The following is a 14305-nucleotide window of genomic DNA, read 5'->3' as shown; positions in this document are numbered from 1 at the left end:
GCCGGCGGCGCCCCCGTCACCGCCAAGGGCGCCCCGATCGCCGGCATCGGCGTCGCCGGAGCCCCCTCCGGCGACCTCGACGAGAAGTTCGCCCAGGCCGGCGTCGCCTCCCTCGCGAAGTGACCCCCGCGAGGAGGCGCGCGTGAAAGAGCGCCCCCAGCTGGTGGTGGCGCCCGGATCCCCCGCCGGGCGCCACCGCCTTTTTCGTTTTTGACCTTTTAAGATCGATACGTGTCACAGCGCAGCCGGACCAGAACGGCCACCCTCGCCGCCGCCCTGCTCACCCTCGCGGTGCTCGCGGGCGGCTGCACCGAGGCCGGCGGCGTCCGGGGCACCCCCGGGGCCGCCGGGCTGCGCGACCCCTTCTTCCCGAAGCTCGGCAACGGCGGGTACGACGTCAGCCACTACGGCCTGACCCTCGCCTACGACCCGGCCTCCGGACGCCTCGACGGCACCACCGAGATCACCGCCCGCGCCGGCCAGGACCTCAGCGCCTTCAACCTCGACCTCGCCGGCCTCACCGTGCGCGGCGCGACCGTCGACGGCGCCCCCGCCGCGTACAACCGCGCCGGGAACGAGCTGACCCTCCGCCCGCACGAGGAGATCCCCGAAGGGGCGGAGTTCCGGGCCACCGTCACCTACACGGGCGTGCCCGAGCCGCTCACCGACGCCGACGGCTCGAAGGAGGGCTGGCTGCGCACGGCGGGCGGGGCGGTCGCGGTCGGCGAACCGGCCGGCTCCATGACCTGGTTCCCCGGCAACCACCACCCCTCCGACAAGGCCTCCTACGACGTCACGCTCACCCTCCCGGCCGGGACCGACGGCTTCTCCAACGGCATCAGGACCGCGCGGCGGACGGAGCCGGACGGGCGGGTCACCACCGAGTGGCACTCGGCCGAGCCGATGGCGAGCTACCTCGCGACGGTCGCGATCGGCCGCTACGAGACCGGGACGGCGACCGCCCTCGGCTCCGTGCCCGTCCTGACCGCCGCCGAGCCGCCCGTCGCGGCGGGCAGCGCCGCGCTGCGCGGCGAGATCCCCGGGATCCTCGCCCGCCAGGTGGAGCGCTTCGGCCCGTACCCCTTCTCCGCCGCCGGGGCGATCGTCACCCGGGACGGGACCCTCGGCTACGCGCTGGAGACCCAGACCCGGCCCGTCTTCCCGTCTTCCTCCTTCGACCGGACGACGCTCGTCCACGAGCTGGCCCACCAGTGGTTCGGCAACTCCGTCACGCCCGCGGACTGGCGGGACATCTGGCTGAACGAGGGCTTCGCGACGTACGCGGAGTGGCTGTACTCGGAGGAGTACGAGCACGTGCCCGCGCGCACCCACTTCGCGCGCGCCTTCGCCCAGGACGCCAACTGGGCCTTCCCGCCCGCCGCCCCGCCCTCCGCCGAGAACCTCTTCGACCCGCCCGTGTACCAGCGGGGCGCGATGGTCCTGCACAAGCTGCGCGAGACGGTCGGCGACCGCGTCTTCGACGAGATCCTGCGCGGCTGGCCCGCGAAGTACCGCCACGCCAACGCCACGACGGACGACTTCACGGCCTACGCGGAGAGCGTGGCGGGCCGCGACCTCGACGCGCTGTGGGACGTCTGGCTGTACGGCGACGAGAAGCCGTCCACCCCCTAGTTCAGGCTCTTCCGCATCACGACGCACGCCCGGCCGTGCGCGAGGTCCGGGCGGCGGGCCGTCTCCTCGTAGCCGAGCGCGGTCCAGAAGGCCAGCGCCTTCGGGTTGTTCTCCAGGACGGCGAGCCGCAGCCCGGTGCGGCCCCCGGCACGGAAGCGGTCCTCGACGTACGCGGCCAGCCGGCGTCCGTGGCCCGCCCGCCGCTCGTCCGCGTGGACCATGAGGAGCCCGAGCCACGGGTCGGGATCGGCCGGGTCGGGATGGCGGCCCAGGGTAACGGCCACGGCGACGAGCCGGCCCTCGGAGCGGGCGAGCAGGACCTCGGCGCCCGGCTGGGCGAGCTCCTCGGCGAGCGCGGCCGCGACCTGCTCGGGCCGGATGTCGGAGGGATCCGGGAAGTCGCCGCTGAGCTGCTGGAACTCCTCGTTCGAGGCGTACAGCGCGGTGAGCTCGGTGAGCAGTGCGCCGGGGAGGGCGGCGCCGTCCTCCAGGGCCTTGGGGGCGAGGGCTTCGACGATCACGGGAAGAAGGGTAGAGCCCCGGCCGGGCATCCCGGCCGGGGCTCTACGGCGTCGCGACGGGTCAGAGGTTGACGCCGAAGTCGCGGGCGATGCCTTCGAGGCCCGAGGCGTAGCCCTGGCCCACGGCGCGGAACTTCCACTCGGCGCCGTTGCGGTACAGCTCGCCGAAGACCATGGCCGTCTCGACGGCCGCGTCCTCGGAGAGGTCGTAGCGGGCGAGCTCGGCGCCGCCGGCCTGGTTCACGATGCGGATGTACGCGTTGCGCACCTGGCCGAAGTTCTGCGAGCGGGACACCGCGTCGTAGATGGAGACCGGGAAGACGATCTTGTCGACGTTCGGCGGGAGGGCCGCGAGGTTGACGTTGATCTGCTCGTCGTCGCCGCCGCCCTCGCCGGTGCGGTTGTCACCGGTGTGCACGATGGTCTGGTCCGGCGTCGACTTGTTGTTGAAGAAGACGAAGTGGGCGTCCGAGGCGACCTTCCCGGCGGCGTCCACGCCGATCGCGGAGGCGTCGAGGTCGAAGTCGGTGCCGGTGGTGGTGCGGACGTCCCAGCCGAGGCCCACGGTGACGGCGGCGAGGCCCGGGGCCTCCTTGGTCAGGGAGACGTTGCCGCCCTTGGACAGGCTCACAGCCATGGAAAGTCCCTTTCGTCGTGATGTCGTCGCTCGCCTGGAGAAACGCGCTTCGGCCGTCGGCGGTTCCCGCAGGCGGCCGCGGGAAAACAGGATGACTCGTACGGCCCCCTGCGGGGAACATGGAGGGCATGTCCGGTCCGTATCCCATCCGCGGCTCCGTCTCGCTGCCCGAGGCCGAGCTCCAGTGGCGTTTCTCGCGGTCGTCGGGGCCGGGCGGTCAGCACGTGAACACCAGCGACTCGCAGGTGGAGCTCCGCTTCGACCTCGCGGCCACCGACGCGCTCCCCGAGGTGTGGAAGGCCCGCGCCCTGGAGCGGCTCGCCTCCCGCCTGGTCAACGGCGTCGTGACGGTCCGCGCCTCGGAGCACCGCTCCCAGTGGCGCAACCGCGAGACGGCGGCCGTCCGCCTGGCCGCGCTCCTCGCCGAGGCGACGGCCCCGCCGCCGAAGCCCCGCCGCCCGACGAAGATCCCGCGCGGGATCAACGAGCGCCGGCTGCGCGAGAAGAAGCAGCGCGCGGAGACCAAGCGCACCCGCCAGTCCCGCGACTGGAGCTGACGGCCGGCTCAGGACAGCTGCCGGTACTTCCCCTGGAAGTACGTCAGGGGGCCGCCGTTCCCCGTCCGCAGACCGACCGTCAGGACGCGGCCCACCACCAGCGTGTGGTCGCCGGCCACGACGCGGCTCTCCGTGCGGCACTCCAGGACCGAGAGGGCGCCGCCCATGAGCGGGGCGCCGCTCTCCTCGCCGCGCGTGTACGGCAGGTCGGCGAAGAGGAGCCGGTCGCTGACCCGGTTCTTCATCGCGAAGCGCCCGGCGACGTGCCGCTGGTCCTCGGCGAGGATCGACACCGCCCAGACCGGGACGTCGGTGAGCAGGTCGTCCATGCGGGAGCCGTTGCGGAGGCTGACGAGGACCAGGGGCGGGTCGAGGGAGACCGACAGGAAGGCGGTGGCCGTCATGCCGACGTCCTCGCCGCGCGGGCCGTCGTCGGGGTCGTGCGCGGTCACCAGGACCACGCCCGCCGCGAGGCGGGACATGGCCGCCCGGAACTCGTCGTTGCTCACCCCCTCAGCATGAGGGATGGCGAGATCGGACACGGGGGGCGAGGCGGGCGTCTTCTGCAGCACACCCGCACGCTAGCCCCGGGCCTCCGCGACCCGCATCGGGCCCCGGGACCAGTCGGTCACGGCCGCCGGACCTAGGACCCGGCACCCGCCGCGAGGATTCGCCCGACCCGCCACGACCTGCTGTGACTTGAGTCACACGGGGCAGTATTTGCTGACCCTGTGTACCGGGGGCGCAGCTCGCTGTGATTCAGTGGCGGTGACAGTGCAACACGAAGCCGATGAGAACCCTGGAGTTGCTGTCGAGGTCTCGGGGAGAGCGAGCGATGGAGACCGAGTCGGAGCCTTACGTCCGTCTCTCGACCCTGCGGCAGCTGCATCAGGTCGTGGCGGACCTCAATACTGCCCGCAGCCTGGCGGACACCCTGCAGACCGTCGCCGACGGTGTGGTCGCCGGTCTCAACTACGAGCTGGCCTGCGTCAACCTCGTCCGCCCCGACGGTGACCTCGTCGTCGCCGCCTTCGCCGGAAGCTCCGCCGCGGAGGCCCTGATCACCGGCCGCGTCGGCTCCCGCACCTCCTGGGAGCGGCGCCTGTCCATGGGCGTCTCCTGGGGCGACCTGCGGTTCATCCCGCACACCGAGGGCTGGGTCCTCATGGAGGACGACGTCCCCCAGTGGCACACCGACGGCCCCGCGCCCCGCTTCGAGGACGAGTGGCACCCGCACGACCGGCTCTACGCCCCGATGTACGCCTCCGGTTCCGGCCGTGAGCTCCTCGGCGTCATATCCGTCGACCGCCCGCGCAACGGCCGGCACCCCGGCCCCTGGGGCCAGGAGGCGCTCCAGATGTACGCCTCGCAGTCGGCCATCGCCATCAGCAACGCCCGCCTCCGCTCCAACATGCAGCGCGCCCTGGTCCGCCTGGAGCGCGAGCAGCAGGCCCTGCGGGCCTCGGAGGAGTCCTTCCGGCAGGCCTTCGAGTACGCCCCCTCCGGCATGGCGATCGCCGAGATGGGCGGCGACCAGCACGGCCGGCTGCTCCGCACGAACGACGCCCTGTGCCGGCTCCTCGGCCGGCCCGCCTCCGTCATGCGGCGGTACTCCTTCGCCGACCTCGTCCACCCCGAGGACATCGGGACCCTGCTCCGGACCTCCGCCGAGGGCGGCCGGGCCGAGCTGCGGCTCGGCCGGCGCGACGGCACGTACGTCTGGGTCTCCCTGCGGAACTCCGTCGTCGCCGACACCGCCGACGGTCCCCGCTTCCTCCTCACCCACGTCGAGGACATCGAGGAGCGCAAGCGGCACGAGCTCCAGCTCGCCCACCGCGCCTCGCACGACGCCCTCACCGGCCTCCCCAACAGTGCCGAGCTGCGCTCCCGGCTCTCCGCCCGGCTGTGCGAGCGCCCGTCGGCGCCGGGGGACGAGGCCGCGTACGGCACGTACGACGCGCAGCGGGACGGCGGCTACGGGGCGGGGCACGGCGGCTACGAGCCCGCGTACGACCCGTCGTACGACTCCGGCCACGAGCCCCGGCCGTACGAGCACGAGCACGAGCACGGCTTCGGTTTCGAGCCGGCGGGCGGCGCCGGTCCGTACGACCACCACGTCCACATCGTCGCGCCCACGGGCGGGGAGATCGACGACGGCACCAAGGGGCTCGCGGTCCTCTTCTGCGACCTCGACGGCTTCAAGTCGATCAACGACCGCTTCGGGCACCACACCGGCGACGCCGTCCTCATCGAGGTCGCGCGCCGGCTGACCACCGGCGTGCGGGACGGCGACACCGTCGCCCGGCTCGGCGGTGACGAGTTCGTCGTGCTCGCCGACGGCCTGGGCGCCGCCGACGCGGCCGACCTGGCCGTACGCCTGCGGAACGCGATCATCCCGCCGATCCGGGTGGACGGGCGGGCGGTCCGCGTCGGGGCGAGTTTCGGCATCGGCTGGGCCGAGTGCGGGATGACCGTGGAAGAGGTCCTGAACTCGGCGGACCAGCGGATGTACGTGGAGAAACGCTCCCGCGCCAAGGTCCACCGGCGGGCGGGCTGAGTCGCGCGCTGGTCCGTTCGGGGTAGGCTCGGCCGGTCGGCGACGGCTGGCGAGCATGGAGAGGTGACCCGGATGGCTGCCGGTAACGACGGCGCGAACAAGCCCGAGGACGACGATCCGTTCGGCTATCTGTACGCGGACGGACAGGCAGCGGGCGCTCAGCCCCCGCAGGGCGGCGGCTACGGCTACCCCGGCCCCGCGCCCGCCCAGCCAGGCGTGCCCCGGACCTCGTACAACCAGGTCAGGACGGTCGGCGAGCGCCAGTACGGCCACCACCAGCAGCAGCCGTACGTGCCGCCGCAGCAGCAGGCCCCGTACGGCCAGCCGCAGGCGCAGTACGCGGCGCCGGAGACGTACGGCGCGCAGCCGGGCCCCCGCACGGCCCCGATCCCGTCCCAGCGCGGCGGCTCGGGCCGCGGCCCCAACACGAAGGGCCTGCTGACCGGGGCGATCGCGGTCGTCGCGGTCGTCGTGATCGGCATCGCGGCCGCGGTGATCTCGAACTCGGGCGGCGAGAAGGACAAGGACGGTCAGGCCGGCGGTTCGCCGTCGAGCGGGCCGCCCGCCACGGTCTCCGAGCAGCCCAGCACCACGCCGAGCGCCGAGAAGACCCCGGAGGAGCTCCCCAAGCAGGACGCGGCGACGCTGACGCTGGGAGGCTCGGCCGCTACGGAGAAGACCGTCGCGGGTGCCGAGGGTGTCGGTGGTGTGTACGTGTCGGGCTTCGACGCGCGCGGCGCCTCGGTGACCTGGAAGGCGAGCATGCCGACGGGGGGCAAGTACCGCCTGACCGTCCGCTATGCCATCCCGGCGGCAGACGCCAACGCGACCCTGACGGTCAATGGCAAGGCGAACTCCCTGCCGCTCGGCCTGAAGAACTTCATCCACTCCACGGATCCGAACCTGGAGAAGAACTGGCAGACCACCTGGGCGCCGGTCGATCTCCAGAAGGGCGACAACGAGATCAAGATCTCGTGCGAGCAGGGCAATCAGTGCAACGTGCTGCTCGACTGGCTGGAAGTCACTCCCGCCCCAGCGGAGTAGCGGCTCGTTCGCATCCCGCAAGCGGCTCGAATACTCGTTCCACTGTCTTGTCGGCATTCGTAAGATCAACTACGGATCAGGCGTTCCCTCGTCGAACGTGAGGGGATGCGGGACAACCAGGGGAGGACCAGGATGCGCGCTGCAGTGAAGATCGCCTCGATCGGCGTGTTGTCTTCGAGTCTGCTTTTCGGAGCGTCGCCTTCGGCGTCTGCGGCCGTATCAGGGGCCTACGGACACGTCGACTGGAACGTTCGCGCGTCGGCCTCGACGAGTTCTACCGTGATCGCCCGGATTCACGCTCTGGGCACTGGGAACCCGGACACGGTCCCTTGCTGGACGGCCACGTGCACGGGGCGGGTGACCGCTGGCGCTTACAAGTGCGCCAATGAAACCGCCACGTACTACACCTGGACCCCTCTGAACTATGGAGGGGTGAAGAGGTGGGTCGCCGACAGGTGCGTGACGCTCGGTCGCATCGCCTGACACTTCGTCCGGCCGGATACTGCTGACAGGGTCGCAAGGCCGAAGGATGTTTACGGGGAGACCGGATACTCCGTCACCTTCACCCGGGTCAGCAGGTCCTCGTAGGCCGTGGCGTCGAATTCGCCGGCGACCGGCGAGAGGACCGTGGCCGCCGAGAGGGCGACCGCTCGGGTGAGGCGGTCGGGCCAGGGGGCCCCGTCGACCAGGCCCGAGAGGAGGCCGGCGACGGCCGAGTCGCCCGCGCCCGTGGGGTTGCCCTTCACGGCGGCGGGCGGGGCCGCGCGCCACAGGCCCTCGGGGGTGGCGGCGAGCAGGCCCTCGGGGCCGAGCGAGGAGATCACCGCGTGGGCGCCCCGGCGGCGCGCGTCGCGGGTGGCCCGGTGGGGTTCGCGGGCTCCGGTGAGCTGGGCGAGTTCCTCGGCGTTCGGCTTGACCAGGTCGGGGCGGGCGGCGATGCCGCGCCGGAGGGGTTCGCCGCTGGTGTCGAGGAGGACGGGGACGCCGGCCGTGCGGGCGAGGCGGATCAGTTCCGCGTACGCGCCGACGTGGATGCCCGGCGGGAGGCTGCCGCAGAGGGCGACGGCCCGGGTTCCGTCGAGGAGTTCCGTGAAGCGGGTGCGGAAGGCGTTCCATTCCGCGGCGGTGACGTTCGGGCCCGGTTCGTTGAGCTGGGTGGTGTCCCCGCTCGCGGTGTCGACGACCGCGACCGTACGGCGGGTGGGCCCGGCGGTCTCGACGAGTTCGTCGCGGACCGGTGTCGTCGCGAGCAGGTCCCGCAGGGTCGCGCCCGTCGCGCCGCCCGCGAAGCCGGTGGCGACGGTCTCGTACCCGAGGGCGCCGAGGACGCGGGCGACGTTGAGTCCCTTGCCGCCGGGCCGCTCGATGACCTGGGTGACCCGGTGGGAGGCGTGCGGGGTGAGCGCGGGGACCCGGTAGGTCAGGTCCAGTGCCGTGTTGAGGGTGACCGTGAGGATCAAGACCCGTCCACCCCCCGTACTCCTCGTGAAGTTCTGCGGAACGCGCGCTCCGACGGGCACCGATCATGCCAAACGAAAGGCGGTTGGCCCAGACCCCCGGCCAACCGCCCTCGTGAGTGACACCTGATCAGGCGGTCGTGTCCGCCGTCGGGTCGACGATCCACTCGCCCTTGCGCATGACGCCCTTGAGGGCGAACTCGGCGTCCAGGACGACGATGTCGGCGTCCTTGCCGGGCTCCAGGGAGCCCACGCGGTCGTACACGCCGAGCAGGCGGGCGGGGTTGGCGGAGATGGCCTGGACGACCGCCTCGACGGGGAGGCCGTCGACGGTGGCGGCGCGCTGGAAGGCGCGGTCCAGGGTGAGGGTGGAGCCGGCGATGGAGCCGCCCTCGACGAGGCGGGCGACGCTGTCCTTCACCTCGACGGCCAGCGGGCCGAGCATGTAGCGGCCGTCGCCGAAGCCGGCGGCGTCCATGGCGTCGGTGATGAAGGCGACGCGCTCGGGGCCGGCGTGGTGGAAGGCGAGCTCCAGGGCGGCCGGGTGGAGGTGGGTGCCGTCGTTGATGAGCTCGACGGTGATCCGCTCGTCCTCCAGGAGGGCGGCGATCGGGCCGGGGGCGCGGTGCCCGAGCGCGGGCATCGCGTTGTACAGGTGGGTGGCGACGGTGGCGCCCGCGTCGATGGCCGCCTGCGTCTGCTCGTACGTGGCGTCGGTGTGGCCGATGGCGGCGATGACGCCGTGCTCGGCGAGCAGGCGTACGGAGTCGAGGCCGCCGGGCAGCTCGGTCGCGAGGGTGACCATCTTGGCCCGGCCGCGGGCGGCGTCGATCAGCTTGCGGACCTCGGCCGGGTCGGGGTCGCGGAGCAGCGTCTCGTCGTGGGCGCCCTTGCGGCAGGGGGAGATGAACGGGCCCTCGAAGTGGAGGCCGGCGATCTCGCCCTGTTCGGCGAGCTCGGAGAGCAGTCCGGCCCGCTGGGTGAGGAAGTCCATCTCGCCGGTGACGAAGGAGGCGACGACGGTGGTGGTGCCGTGCAGGCGGTGGGTGTGGACGCCCTTGAGTACCTCGTCGACGGTGCCCGAGGTGAAGGACGCGCCGCCGCCGCCGTGGTTGTGCATGTCGACGAAGCCGGGGACGAGCCAGTGGCCGGTCAGGTCGAGGACGGGGGCGTTCTCGGGGGCGGAACCCGCGATGCGGTCGCCGTCGACGATCACGCGTCCGTTCTCGACCGTTCCGGTGGGCAGCACGACGTGCGCGCCGGCGAGAACCTGGTGATCGGCCATCAGGCGGAAACCTCCGAGTCGAGGGAGAGAAGGTCCCAGGCGAGGAGGCCCGCGCCCAGGCATCCGGCGGTGTCCCCGAGGGCCGCCGGGACGATGGCGGGCAGCTTCTGGAACGTGACGCGTTCCTCCACGGCGGCCCGGAGTGGTGTGAACAAGGTTTCCCCGGCCTCGGCGAGACCGCCACCGATGATGAGCGTGCGGGGGTCCAGCAGGGTGAGCGCGGTGACGAGTCCGTCGGCGAGGGCGTCGACGGCGTCCTGCCAGACCCGCACGGCGGTGGGGTCGCCGGATTCGACGGCCTTCGCGCAGTCGGCGGCGTCGGCGTCGGGGTCGCCGCTGGCCTCGGCCCAGGCGAGGGAGACGGCGGAGGCGGAGGCGTACCGCTCCAGGCAGCCGCGCTGGCCGCAGCCGCAGTCGGTGCCGCCGGGGCGGACGACGATGTGGCCGATCTCGCCGGCGTAGCCGTGGGCTCCGGCCTCGATGCGGTCGCCGATGCCGATGGCTCCGGCGATGCCGGTGCCGAGGGGCACGAAGAGGAAGCGGTCGGCGCCGTTGCCCGCGCCGATGCGGCCTTCGGCGAGGCCGCCGGTGCGCACGTCGTGGCCGAGGGCGACGGGGATGCCGTCGAGGCGGCGGCTGAGGAGTTCGCGCATGGGAACGTCGCGCCAGCCGAGGTTGGCGGCGTAGACGGCGATGCCGTTCTCCGCGTCGACGATTCCGGGGACGGCGACTCCGGCCGCGGCGGCGGGCTCTCCGTACCGCTCCTGGCCGAGGGCGCGGAGCTCTTCGGCGAAGCCGAGGATGGTCTCCACCACGGCCTCGGGGCCGCGCTCGCGCCCGGTGGCGCGGCGGGCCTCGTGCAGCAGGGTGCCGTCCGCCCCGACAAGGGCGGCCTTCATGCCGGTGCCGCCCACATCCAGGGCGATGACGTGTCTCACGGGGGACAGTCTGTCGCGGGACCACCCAAAAGGTCTAGTCCACTGAGCAGGATTGTTGCGCTCGGATACAAATTCGAGGCCGGTCATGGGGTCATGGTCCCGCCGCAGTTGCGGAAGTGATATCCGAGTGGTGTAGACCTCACACCCGGGCGCGGGGCAGACTTACGGCCCTGAGAAGAGCAAACACGCAGATCAATGCGGCGAAAGCTCTGGAAAAACGACAGCTCAACGACGAGCAAAAGGTGGATGAAGCCGTGGAGCGGCGACGATTCCTTGGACTGACCGCGGCCGCCGCCGCCCTCGGACTGACCACGACGGTCGCCGGCTGCGGCTCCCTCGGCGGTGACTCCGGCGACGTGACCCTGAAACTGGTCGCCGCCGACTACGACCTGACCGGTGGCGACACCACCAAGAAGTACTGGACCGACCTCGTCGCCGCCTTCGAGGCGAAGCACCCCGGGGTCAAGGTCGAGGTCGACGTCGTGTCCTGGGACGACGTCGACCGCAAGGTCGCCGACATGGTCAAGGCGGGCAAGGCCCCCGACATCGCGCAGATCGGCGCCTACGCCGACTACGCGGCCGCCGGGCAGCTCTACGCCGCCGACGAACTCCTCTCCATACCCGTGCAGGCCAACTTCCTCGGCCCGCTCGTCTCCGCCGGCGAGTACAAGCGCACCCAGTACGGCATGCCGTTCGTCGCCTCCACCCGGCCGCTCTTCTACAACAAGGACCTCTTCGAGGAGGCCGGCGCCGAGGCCCCCACCACCTGGGACGAGCTCACCGCGGCCGCCGCGAAGCTCAAGGCCAAGGGCGTCCCCACCCCCTTCGCGCTGCCGCTCGGCCCCGAGGAGGCCCAGGCCGAGGCCCTCATGTGGCTGCTCAGCGGCGGCGGCGGCTGGACCGACGCGTCCGACCGCTACGCCGTCGACTCCGACGCCAACGTGCGCACCTTCGAGTGGCTCCGCAAGAACCTGGTCGGCAAGGACCTCACCGGACCGGTCGCCCCCGCCAAGCTCAACCGCAAGGCCGCCTTCGCCGCCTTCGCGAACGGCGAGGTCGGCATGCTCAACGGCCACCCCTCGCTCCTCAAGGAGGCCGCGAAGAAGGGCGTCCAGGTCGGGCAGGTCCCCCTCCCCGGCGCCGACGGCACGCCCAAGACGTCCATGGGCGTCGCCGACTGGATCATGGGCTTCAAGGAGAACGGTCACCGCAAGGAGATCGGCGACTTCCTCAACTTCGTCTTCAGCGACGAGAACGTCCTGAAGTTCGCCGGCGACAACGACCTGCTGCCGGTCACCGTCACCGCCTCCACCCGCATGGAGACCGACCCCGAGCACGCCAACCTGCGCGTCTTCCTCAAGGTCCTCCCCGACGCGCAGCTCCCGCCCGTCGGCAAGACCTCCTGGGCCAAGGTCAGCGAGAACGTCAAGCAGAACATCGGCAAGGCCGTCGCTCCGGACGGCCGGCCCGCCGACGTCCTCGGCCGGATCGGCCGGGCGGCGACGGCGGCGGAGGCCGCCGAGTAATAGGTTGGTCGTATGACCGTGAGCGAGGGAACGGACGAAGGCGGGCTCGGGGAGCGCGAGCAGGCGCTCCTCGCCGTCGAACGCCGCTCCTGGCCCGGCCCCGGTGCCAAGGAGCGGGCCGTCCGCGAGCGGCTCGGCCTCTCCGCGACCCGCTACTACCAGCTCCTCAACGCGCTCCTCGACGACCCGCGCGCCCTGGCCCACGACCCCGTCACGGTCAACCGGCTGCGCCGGGTCCGCGAGGAGAAGCAGCGGCGCCGCGAGGGCTGACTCCGGTCAGTGACCCCGGCCACGCTGACGGGGTCCCCGTACGTCGGTAGGGTCGGAAACATGGTCAACAGCCTCCCGCACCCGACCACACCGACCGGCCGCGACGGTCTGGCCGCGCTCCTCGCGCGGCCCGAGAAGGCCGTCGTCGCCCTCGACTTCGACGGCACCCTCGCCGAGATCGTCCCCGACCCCGAGCAGGCCCGCGCCCACCCCGGCGCCGTGGCCGCCCTCGCCGCCCTCGCCCCCCAGGTCGCCTCCGTCGCCGTCGTGACCGGCCGCCCCGCCGGGGTCGCCGTCCGCTACGGCGGCTTCGCCGGCGTCCCCGGCCTGGAGCACCTCGTCGTCCTCGGCCACTACGGCGCCGAACGCTGGGACGCCGTCACCGGCACCGTCAAGGCCGCCGCCCCGCACCCCGGCGTGGCCTCCGTCCGCGCCGAGCTCCCCGGCTTCCTGGACCGGGCCGGGGCCTGGCCGGGCGTCTGGATCGAGGAGAAGGGCCGCGCGGTCGCCGTGCACACCCGCCGCGCCCTCGAACCCGAGGGTGCCTTCGAGGCCCTCAAGGGCCCGCTGGGCGACCTCGCCATCGCCCACGGCCTCGTCCTGGAGCCGGGCCGCATGGTCCTGGAGCTGCGCCCGCCGGGCATGGACAAGGGCGTGGCGCTCGCGGAGTACGTACGGGAGGTGGGCGCCGGGTCCGTGCTCTACGCGGGCGACGACCTGGGCGACCTGCCGGCCTTCGCGGCCGTCGAGAAGCTCCGCTCCGACGGCACCCCGGGCGTTCTCGTGTGCAGCGGCTCCACCGAGGTCCCGGAGCTGTCCGACCGCGCCGACCTCTCCGTCCAGGGCCCGGCGGGCGTGGTCGCGTTCCTGACGGAACTGGCGAGGGCCGTACGGGAGGCCTGACGCCCCCGGCACGCGGCGGGGAGCTCAGCGGCGCAGCAGGTCCACCACGCCCGCCAGGTCCTCCTCGCCGCTGCCCGCGTCGAGCCGGCGGCGCATCAGCCCGAAGTACGGGCCGATCAGCTCCGGGCTGACGCCCTGCCCCTCGGCCGTGGCCAGGAACGTCGGCGTGCCGGCCACCTGCATGGCGAGGTTCGAGACCACGCCGGTGGTGTAGTCGCCGCTCTTCAGCCGGGCGGCGGTCCCCAGGACGTGCGGGCCCGTCATCGCCGTGATCCACCCGGAGAGCAGCGGGGCGAAGGCGACCGGGTCGATGTCCTCCCCGCGGATCAGCGCGAAGGCCTGCGCGGCGCCCGCGAACATGCCGTACATGGCGCTCAGCAGGGCCACGTCGTGCAGGGCCGCGAAGCCCGCGTCCTCGCCGACGTAGGTGGTGCCGGCCGGGACGGCCAGGGTCTGGCGGTGCCGCTCGAACAGCTCCCGCGAGCCGCTGTAGAAGACGTACCCGCCGGCCTCCGGGACGCCGATCATCGGCGGGACGGCCATGATGCCGCCGTCCAGGTGGCGGGCGCCCCGCTCCTCGGCCCACACGGCCCGGGCCCGGGCCTGGGCGGGCGTCGTGGTGGTGAGGTCGACGAGGTCCTTGCCGGTGAGGTCGACGCCGTCCAGGGCGGCGTCGACGGAGTCGTCGTCGAGGAGGCAGACCACGACGAGGGTGCTCGCCGCGACGGCCGAGGCCGCGCTGTCCGCGGCCTCGGCGCCCTCGGCGGCGAGGGCGTCCGCGCGGGCCGGGGTGCGGTTCCAGACGGTGAGCGGATGCCCGGCGGCGAGCCAGGTCCGGGCGAGGGCGGTGCCCATGGCGCCGAGGCCGAGGAGGGTGACGGGGGGCTTCGCAGGCGTGTTCGCTGTCATGCCCACCAGGCTGCTCCGGGGCTCTGACCTGCTCAAGTACCCACTTTCGAGTGGGTGGTTACCCTGAGG

The 14305-nt window shown here is 72.8% G+C and carries 15 protein-coding genes; 8 read left to right on the top strand and 7 right to left on the bottom strand.

Going from position 1 to position 14305, the window contains the following annotated elements; all coding sequences use genetic code 11:
• On the top strand, nt 1–123 hold a 123-nt coding region (locus IE237_RS38895), incomplete at its 5' end, for a heme-binding protein (RefSeq protein WP_189806934.1).
• A 108-nt stretch (nt 124–231) separates the two neighbouring features.
• A complete protein-coding gene (locus tag IE237_RS38890) occupies nt 232–1632 on the top strand; it encodes a M1 family metallopeptidase (protein WP_189806933.1) in 1401 nt (466 codons plus the stop codon).
• Here the strand turns inward: IE237_RS38890 and IE237_RS38885 are convergent.
• Both IE237_RS38885 and IE237_RS38880 read right to left on the bottom strand, forming a co-directional pair.
• The gene (locus IE237_RS38885) at nt 1629–2153 is read right to left on the bottom strand and encodes a GNAT family N-acetyltransferase (RefSeq protein ID WP_189806932.1); all 525 of its coding nucleotides are present in this window, start codon (nt 2151–2153) and stop codon (nt 1629–1631) included. The two genes, IE237_RS38890 and IE237_RS38885, sit on opposite strands and share 4 nt — an antisense overlap.
• 61 nt (nt 2154–2214) lie before the next feature.
• Nucleotides 2215–2790, bottom strand: a complete 576-nt coding sequence (locus IE237_RS38880; protein WP_073911578.1) for a TerD family protein — start codon at nt 2788–2790, stop codon at nt 2215–2217.
• 119 nt (nt 2791–2909) lie between these two features.
• Between IE237_RS38880 and arfB the strand changes: the two genes are divergently transcribed.
• The gene (gene arfB / locus IE237_RS38875; RefSeq protein ID WP_189806931.1) at nt 2910–3347 is read left to right on the top strand and encodes an alternative ribosome rescue aminoacyl-tRNA hydrolase ArfB; all 438 of its coding nucleotides are present in this window, start codon (nt 2910–2912) and stop codon (nt 3345–3347) included.
• 8 nt (nt 3348–3355) lie between these two features.
• Here the strand turns inward: arfB and IE237_RS38870 are convergent, their stop codons facing one another.
• Nucleotides 3356–3919 carry a flavin reductase family protein gene (locus IE237_RS38870; protein ID WP_189806930.1) on the bottom strand — a complete coding sequence of 188 codons (564 nt, stop codon included), beginning with the start codon at nt 3917–3919 and terminating at the stop codon, nt 3356–3358.
• Between the two features lie 263 nt (nt 3920–4182).
• Between IE237_RS38870 and cdgB the strand changes: the two genes are divergently transcribed.
• Both cdgB and IE237_RS38860 read left to right on the top strand, forming a co-directional pair.
• Nucleotides 4183–5904 (top strand): diguanylate cyclase CdgB, encoded by a 1722-nt coding sequence (gene cdgB / locus IE237_RS38865; protein WP_189806929.1) that lies wholly within the window; start codon nt 4183–4185, stop codon nt 5902–5904.
• Nucleotides 5905–5976: 72 nt separating this feature from the next.
• Nucleotides 5977–6948 (top strand): CBM35 domain-containing protein, encoded by a 972-nt coding sequence (locus tag IE237_RS38860; protein WP_189806928.1) that lies wholly within the window; start codon nt 5977–5979, stop codon nt 6946–6948.
• 533 nt (nt 6949–7481) lie between these two features.
• On the opposite strand, the gene IE237_RS38855 is transcribed toward IE237_RS38860, so the two are convergent.
• The 3 genes from IE237_RS38855 to IE237_RS38845 form a co-directional block, all read right to left on the bottom strand.
• Nucleotides 7482–8408 (bottom strand): 1-phosphofructokinase family hexose kinase, encoded by a 927-nt coding sequence (locus tag IE237_RS38855; RefSeq protein WP_189806927.1) that lies wholly within the window; start codon nt 8406–8408, stop codon nt 7482–7484.
• A 127-nt stretch (nt 8409–8535) separates the two neighbouring features.
• Entirely contained in the window at nt 8536–9690 is a 1155-nt protein-coding gene (gene nagA, locus IE237_RS38850; protein WP_189806926.1) for an N-acetylglucosamine-6-phosphate deacetylase, read from the bottom strand.
• Nucleotides 9690–10628 (bottom strand): ROK family protein, encoded by a 939-nt coding sequence (locus IE237_RS38845; RefSeq protein WP_189806925.1) that lies wholly within the window; start codon nt 10626–10628, stop codon nt 9690–9692. The genes nagA and IE237_RS38845 overlap by 1 nt, the downstream gene beginning before the upstream one ends.
• A gap of 242 nt (nt 10629–10870) precedes the next feature.
• Between IE237_RS38845 and IE237_RS38840 the strand changes: the two genes are divergently transcribed.
• From IE237_RS38840 to otsB, 3 genes are read left to right on the top strand one after another with little or no spacing between them, the layout of a single operon-like run.
• Nucleotides 10871–12154: an extracellular solute-binding protein gene (locus tag IE237_RS38840; RefSeq protein WP_189806924.1), complete on the top strand. Its 1284-nt coding sequence runs from the start codon at nt 10871–10873 to the stop codon at nt 12152–12154.
• 12 nt (nt 12155–12166) lie between these two features.
• Entirely contained in the window at nt 12167–12424 is a 258-nt protein-coding gene (locus IE237_RS38835; protein WP_189806923.1) for a DUF3263 domain-containing protein, read from the top strand.
• A 60-nt stretch (nt 12425–12484) separates the two neighbouring features.
• Nucleotides 12485–13327: a trehalose-phosphatase gene (otsB, locus tag IE237_RS38830; protein WP_189806922.1), complete on the top strand. Its 843-nt coding sequence runs from the start codon at nt 12485–12487 to the stop codon at nt 13325–13327.
• 24 nt (nt 13328–13351) lie between these two features.
• Here otsB and IE237_RS38825 read toward each other — a convergent pair whose 3' ends face one another.
• Nucleotides 13352–14236, bottom strand: a complete 885-nt coding sequence (locus IE237_RS38825; RefSeq protein ID WP_189806921.1) for an NAD(P)-dependent oxidoreductase — start codon at nt 14234–14236, stop codon at nt 13352–13354.
• Nucleotides 14237–14305: the final 69 nt, after the last annotated feature.

This window comes from Streptomyces tanashiensis (assembly GCF_014648895.1).
GTDB lineage: Bacteria > Actinomycetota > Actinomycetes > Streptomycetales > Streptomycetaceae > Streptomyces > Streptomyces tanashiensis.
This window is presented reverse-complemented; position numbering and strand designations above follow the sequence as displayed.

Excerpts from the sequence above, each read along its gene's own strand:
- IE237_RS38860 (WP_189806928.1), top strand. The coding sequence starts at position 5,977 with ATGGCTGCCGGTAACGACGGCGCGAACAAGCCCGAGGACGACGATCCG.
- cdgB (WP_189806929.1), top strand. The coding sequence starts at position 4,183 with ATGGAGACCGAGTCGGAGCCTTACGTCCGTCTCTCGACCCTGCGGCAG.
- IE237_RS38825 (WP_189806921.1), bottom strand. The coding sequence starts at position 14,236 with ATGACAGCGAACACGCCTGCGAAGCCCCCCGTCACCCTCCTCGGCCTC.
- IE237_RS38880 (WP_073911578.1), bottom strand. The coding sequence starts at position 2,790 with ATGGCTGTGAGCCTGTCCAAGGGCGGCAACGTCTCCCTGACCAAGGAG.
- arfB (WP_189806931.1), top strand. The coding sequence starts at position 2,910 with ATGGAGGGCATGTCCGGTCCGTATCCCATCCGCGGCTCCGTCTCGCTG.
- nagA (WP_189806926.1), bottom strand. The coding sequence starts at position 9,690 with ATGGCCGATCACCAGGTTCTCGCCGGCGCGCACGTCGTGCTGCCCACC.
- IE237_RS38835 (WP_189806923.1), top strand. The coding sequence starts at position 12,167 with ATGACCGTGAGCGAGGGAACGGACGAAGGCGGGCTCGGGGAGCGCGAG.
- otsB (WP_189806922.1), top strand. The coding sequence starts at position 12,485 with ATGGTCAACAGCCTCCCGCACCCGACCACACCGACCGGCCGCGACGGT.